This is a genomic window from uncultured Marinobacter sp. (assembly GCF_963974375.1).
Lineage (GTDB): Bacteria > Pseudomonadota > Gammaproteobacteria > Pseudomonadales > Oleiphilaceae > Marinobacter.
The window spans coordinates 1-5,981 of sequence record NZ_CAXBDN010000266.1 but is presented as its reverse complement, the minus strand read 5'-3'; the positions used below and the strand labels follow the sequence as shown (position 1 = coordinate 5,981).

The following is a 5,981-nucleotide window of genomic DNA, read 5'->3' as shown; positions in this document are numbered from 1 at the left end:
CTCTCGGCATCCCGCAGTTTCTCCTGCTCCTTTGCGACAACATCTGCAGGGGCCTTGGCGGTAAACTTCTCGTTGTTCAGTTTGCCGGCAACCCGGTCAATGTCCTTTTGCAGACGATCCAGCTCCTTGTCCAGGCGCTTGAGTTCGGCGTCCTTGTCGATCAGGCCGGCCATGGGCACCAGTACTTCCATATCACCCACCAGCTGCGTGGCGGACATGGGGGCTTCGCCGCTGTCGAACCAGTCGAGGCTTTCCAGTTTGGCCAGGGAGCCCAGGAACTGGCGGTTTTCGCTCATCCGCCGCTGATCGTCCGGGTTCTTGCCCCGCAGCAGCACCGGGATCGCCTTGGCCGGGGAGATGTTCATCTCGCCGCGAATATTGCGGACGGCCACAATGACTCCCTTGAGCCACTGGATATCCGCAGTAGTCACTGCATCCTGCAGGCTGGCATCCGCTTGCGGGAAAGCCTGGTGCATGATGGTATCGCCCTGCTTGCCCGCCAGCGGAGCCACCCGCTGCCAGATCTCTTCGGTGATGAAGGGCATGATGGGATGGGCCAGTCGCAAAACGGCTTCGAGCACCTGTACCAGGGTGCGGCGGGTACCGCGTTTGGCCTCCGCCGTGGCGCCTTCATCATTGAGGGCCGGCTTGGACAACTCCAGATACCAGTCGCAGTATTCGTTCCAGATGAATTCGTAAAGTGCATAGGCCGCCAGGTCGAAACGGTACTGATCCAGGTGACGGCTGACTTCCTGGCTGCAGTTCTGCAGTTCACTGAGAATCCAGCGGTCGGCCAGGGACAGGGTTACCGGCTCACCGTTCACGCCGCAGTCTTCGCCTTCCGTATTCATCAGCACGTAGCGGGCGGCGTTCCACAGCTTGTTGCAGAAGTTGCGATAGCCTTCGAGGCGTTTCATGTCCCAGTTGATGTCGCGGCCGGTGGTGGCCATGGCCGCCAGGGTGAAACGCAGCGCGTCGGTACCGTGGGCGGCGATACCTTCAGGGAATTCCTTCCGGGTGCGCTTGCCGATCTTCTCCGCAAGCCGGGGTTGCATCAGGTTGCCGGTTCGCTTCTCCAGCAGATCTTCGAGACCAATACCATCGATCATATCCAGCGGATCGATGACGTTGCCTTTCGACTTGGACATCTTGTCGCCGTGCTCGTCACGGATCAGCCCGGTGACGTAGACGGTCTTGAAAGGAACCTGGGGGGTGCCGTCGTCATTTTTCACGAAGTGCATGGTCATCATGATCATCCGGGCAATCCAGAAGAAAATGATGTCAAAACCGGTGACCAGCACATCGGTAGGATGAAAGGTCTTCAGGCGCTCGGTGATCTCGGGCCAGCCCAGGGTGCCGAAGGTCCAGAGGGCGGAGCTGAACCAGGTATCAAGGACGTCGTCGTCCTGTTTCAGGCTCAGATCCGGGCTCAGGCTGTACTTCCGGCGCACGTCGGTCTCGCTCTGGCCAACGTAGATGTTGCCCTCGGCGTCGTACCAGGCCGGTATCCGGTGACCCCACCACAGCTGGCGGGAGATGCACCAGTCCTGGATGTCACGCATCCACGAGAAGTACATATTCTCGTACTGCTTGGGCACGAACTGGATGCGGCCATCCTCGACCGCTTCAATGGCCGGTTTCGCCAGGGTTTTGGCGTCTGCGAACCACTGATCCGTGAGCATGGGCTCGATGATCAGGCCGGAACGATCGCCCCGGGGCACGCTCAGCACATGGTCTTCCACCTGGTGCACCAGGCCGGCGGCTTCCATATCCGCCACGATCTGCTTGCGGGCTTCTTCCCGGGTCAGGCCGGCGTAGGCGGCTGGCAGGGTGCCATCGAGGTCAGCATTCGCCGTGCCGTCGGAATGATAGACTTCGGCTACAGCCAGAATGTTGGCGTCCTTGGTCAGGACGTTGATCATCGGCAGGCTGTTACGCTTGCCGACAGCGTAGTCGTTGAAGTCATGGGCCGGAGTGATCTTGACACAACCGCTGCCTTTCTCCGGATCGGCATGATGATCCGCCACGATGGGAATGGAGCGGTTAACCAGCGGCAACAGTACCCGCTTGCCGATCAGGTGCTGGTAGCGCTCGTCGTCCGGATGAACGGCAACGGCGGTATCGCCCAGCATGGTTTCCGGCCGGGTGGTGGCCACCACCAGATAATCCTTGCCGTCGCTGGTGGTGGCGGCATCGGCGAGGGGATAGCGGAGATGCCAGAAATAGCCCTTTTCTTCCTTGTTCTCCACTTCCAGATCCGAAATGGCGGTGTGCAGTTTCGGGTCCCAGTTCACCAGGCGTTTGCCCCGGTAGATCAGGCCTTCGTCGTATAACCGGACAAAGACGTCCTGCACGGCCTGGTAAAAGCCGTCGTCCATGGTGAAGCGTTCATGGTCCCAGTCCACAGAATTGCCGAGCCTGCGCATCTGGCGGGTAATGGTGCCGCCGGAATGGGCTTTCCAGTCCCAGACCCGCTTGATGAAGTCATCACGGCCCAGGTCATGGCGGGTTTTGCCTTCGGCTGCCAGTTGTCGCTCAACCACCATCTGGGTGGCAATGCCGGCATGGTCGGTGCCTACCTGCCAGAGGGTGTTGTGTCCTTTCATGCGCTTGTAGCGGATCAGCGTGTCCATAATGGTGTGCTGGAACGCGTGCCCCATATGCAGGCTGCCGGTAACGTTGGGCGGCGGGATCGCAATACTGTAGGACTCGCCTTCACCGGAAGGCCGGAAGTACCCTTTGGATTCCCAGTTTTCGTACCACTGGCGCTCAATGTTTTCTGGCTGGTAGGTTTTTTCCATGGGCTTTCTGCTGGTGACCGTTTGGTTGATTCATAAGGGAAAATGAAGATCGCCAATTATACATGGTCACCGGGTTGGCAGCGAACCCTCTGCCGCGCTTCAGTCTGACGTGGCTGAGGTTTTCCGGGTGCGGGGGGAGGCCGGCCGGGCTCTGGCTGCTGTTCTTGCCGTGGCGGCAGGTCTGGGAGGTGTGAAATAGCTGACCAGTCGACTGGCCGGATCGTCGTCCTGGCTGCGGAACTGACCGCCGGCGAGGTCGCTCAGATAGTGGGCGTTCATCAGATGGCCAGTGCCGCTGGCCTTGAAATGGCGTCCCGAGAACCCCCCGGGATTGGCTGCCACTCCGATTCTCGCTACGTAATCGCCGGTCTTGTAAAAGTGCTCGCAGTAAATCTGAGGTACGTTCATCTCGGTTGCGGCACTGGCAAAGGTGTAGATCTCCAGTTTGCCGAGAAGTTCAGGCCGGCCGGACCATCGTTCGATCAGCTTGTAGACCGCACCAGTGGCAATAATCCCGCCCTGGGAATGGGCAATCAGGACAACCTTCGAGTGGCGCGACAGCGCGTCGGCCAGAATATGGGCGACGCTTTCATCCAGCGTGGAAACCGGTTGCATGGTACGGCCTGCCGCACATTCCAGCAGGTCAAGCACAATGCCGTCGGAGGGATTGTGCATCAGGTGAATGCGGCGACAGAACAGATCCGCCAGGGCTTTGCCATTGAGCCGCAGCACACTGCGATCGGTGCAGATGCCATTGAGGAAAAACCAGGCCTCGTCGTCTTCCTGTTCCGGATGGTTTGTCGGTACTTCATAGGGCAGGTGAGGTACCTCCCGGAAAGGTGCGTAGATGGGGAAGAGGGCTGCGCGCACCGATTTTGCAAAGTAGTAGGGCGATTCGTAGTTGGTTTTGCGAAACTCGGACCAGGGTGCCTGTTTGTCGATGGGCAATACGGACCCGGGCAGATAGGGAAGGTTGCCGATGACGGATACCAGACGACGGGCTGCGGCTTTTATCTTCATTGGGAAACCCTCGGCTGCGTGGAAGTGTCTGCCGCTGTCGCGTCAGTCCCGTTACCTGCCCCGGTATTGAAAATCTCATCACCGGTTGGTTCTACATGGCGCTCCTGATTGATGGCCTGGCGCATGCGGGAGGTGGCGTAATAAATGGCCCGGCGGGCCCGGTTCTGGTTGCCCAGGGGACGATGGGTCGCCAGGGTATGCCAGGGGTTGATGGTGATCTGTCGGGCGAAGGCATCCTGGGCCGGGTAATCGAAGCGTTGGCACGGAATCTCCAGGGTGGCCACCGTGATAAAGGGCGACGCCCGCCGGGACCAGACCACAGCCGCATTTTCGATCGGCATGCTGACCGGATCGGTCTGGAACTGAATGGCAAAGTCAAAGACCACCGGGGTACGAGCCAGGGTGCGGGTCATGGCATCACGGAGGTAGTTGTCAGAAAATCGCCGGATGCGCGAAGGCTGGCCGATACGAGGAATCAGTGCGTACTTGATGGCGCGGTTATGGCCTTTTTCCCGACCGTAAAGATAGGGAACACCACTGTGGTAGGTGGCCTCCAGTGGGTTGTTGTAGGCCCGGGCGTAAAGGCCCTGCATGAACATGTCCAGGTAATGGGAGTCCAGTGGATTCAGAAAGTACCAGGCAGGCGTTCCCAGCAGTAGCTGCTGCTGCAGTTTGGCGTTTTCCCGCACGTTGGGGGTGGTAAAGGTGGGTGCGCTGATACCGGACAGATCGACCGTGAATTGTTCGTCTTCCATCAGTTTCCGGCCCGGCACCCCCATCAGTTTGATGCCGATACTGAGAATGCCGTTGTCCTCAATGTCCGGTACGACCCGGGGGCCCGGTCCCGCAAACCGGATGTAAGCCCGGTACTGGCGACCGGGCTGAAACAGAGCGGTCTGAAGGCGTGTCGGTAAATCCGGATCGACCTTAAAAGTACCGAGGACCAGACCGTAGGTTTTGGTGTTGCCGGCCCGCTCGGCGGTCCTGGCTTTGTCCCGGTATTCCCGGGACAGAAATCTGGTCATGGAATCGGTGATATCGCGAGTGTGGTCAATCTCGTCTTCCGACAGGTTCTCTTCGCCCAGGGCCAGGCCTTCGTGGGGCTGCTGCATGCGGATGAAGCCCTGTACAAGGGCTTCCAGAGGCCCCCGCAACAGCCGGTCAAACTGGTCGCGATAGAGCGGGTCCAGTCGCCTCAGCCGGGGAATTGTAAAGTCTGTCGTGGCTTGCGCAAGGTGTGGAATCCAGCGTTTCATCGCCCCTCCCTGGAAGGACCTGTGGCCATTATAATTGAGCAGCTGTCAGCCTGCCTGGCGAAACAGATACCGCAGTGCACTCCGGCCGGGCAGGAAAAAATAGCCACCGCCAAGCGTATGCACGAAAGCCGGCAAGGAACCGAGCCGGTGACGAAAGGGCTCCTTTTGCACGGTAAACTGGTCCTGGGTCCGGCCGAAGGCGTTGCGACTGCCGCTGATGGGATCAGGCTCGTGGCGCAGACTATTGAAGCCGGGATTATTGGACCAGGTGTGCTGAACGAATTCGAACTGGCGTCCGATATTGGCGTTCAGGCAGATAAAATGAAGCCCTCGGGGCTCGTCGTCAGTCACATCCCTGGCCCTGAGCTTTTCAAGAAATACCTCCGGATTCATGCTCGGATCAAAGGCCTTGCCCCAGACCCGCCCGCGTCGAAGCAGCCGGTGGCGGTTGCTGAAATCGAGGGATTTCTGACTGCCCGGCTCCGGCGGGAGACTGTCGCGGGGATGTGTGCGCCTGACGTGGGCACCGAGAGGGCATTTCTGGCCGTCGCTATCGCTGTCCTGGTAGAGGAAGTCGTCCTTGAATGCCACATCCGGATCGTCATGGCCGGGAGACTGAACCAGAGACGTTCCGCTGGGCCAGCGCCCCACCATTTTCGATGCCAGCTGCACGGTGCTGCGGATCACACTGCCGGCCTCGGCCGCCAGTTTGTCCAGAGTGCGCCAGAATCCCGGAACATCCTGGGCAAGCTGGCGGAATACCAGGTAGGTGCCGTTTTTGCCCAGATCCCGTTGCTCTGAGCCCTCCAGGTCCGGTGGTAACAGGTTGCCAGGGTCCTGTGCCGGGGCGACCATTGGCCGCGGGGTATAAAGGTCATATCCGTTCTTGTAACCCAGCACGAAC

General features: G+C 59.7%; 3 protein-coding genes and 1 pseudogene. All 4 read right to left on the bottom strand.

All coding sequences use genetic code 11. The features are described 5' to 3' along the window. A partial coding sequence (locus tag AAC035_RS17780) for a valine--tRNA ligase (protein ID WP_339806431.1) occupies positions 1-2,801 on the bottom strand: 2,801 nt, incomplete at its 3' end. Between the two features lie 99 nt (positions 2,802-2,900). Then, positions 2,901-3,821 carry a hypothetical protein gene (locus tag AAC035_RS17775; RefSeq protein WP_339806430.1) on the bottom strand — a complete coding sequence of 307 codons (921 nt, stop codon included), beginning with the start codon at positions 3,819-3,821 and terminating at the stop codon, positions 2,901-2,903. Then, positions 3,818-5,077 (bottom strand): hypothetical protein, encoded by a 1,260-nt coding sequence (locus AAC035_RS17770; protein ID WP_339806429.1) that lies wholly within the window; start codon positions 5,075-5,077, stop codon positions 3,818-3,820. Before AAC035_RS17770 ends, AAC035_RS17775 begins: the two co-directional genes overlap by 4 nt. A 45-nt stretch (positions 5,078-5,122) precedes the next feature. Next, a pseudogene (locus AAC035_RS17765) lies at positions 5,123-5,981 on the bottom strand (peroxidase); the annotation flags it as partial.

Excerpts from the sequence above, each read along its gene's own strand:
- AAC035_RS17775 (WP_339806430.1), bottom strand. The coding sequence starts at position 3,821 with ATGAAGATAAAAGCCGCAGCCCGTCGTCTGGTATCCGTCATCGGCAAC.
- AAC035_RS17770 (WP_339806429.1), bottom strand. The coding sequence starts at position 5,077 with ATGAAACGCTGGATTCCACACCTTGCGCAAGCCACGACAGACTTTACA.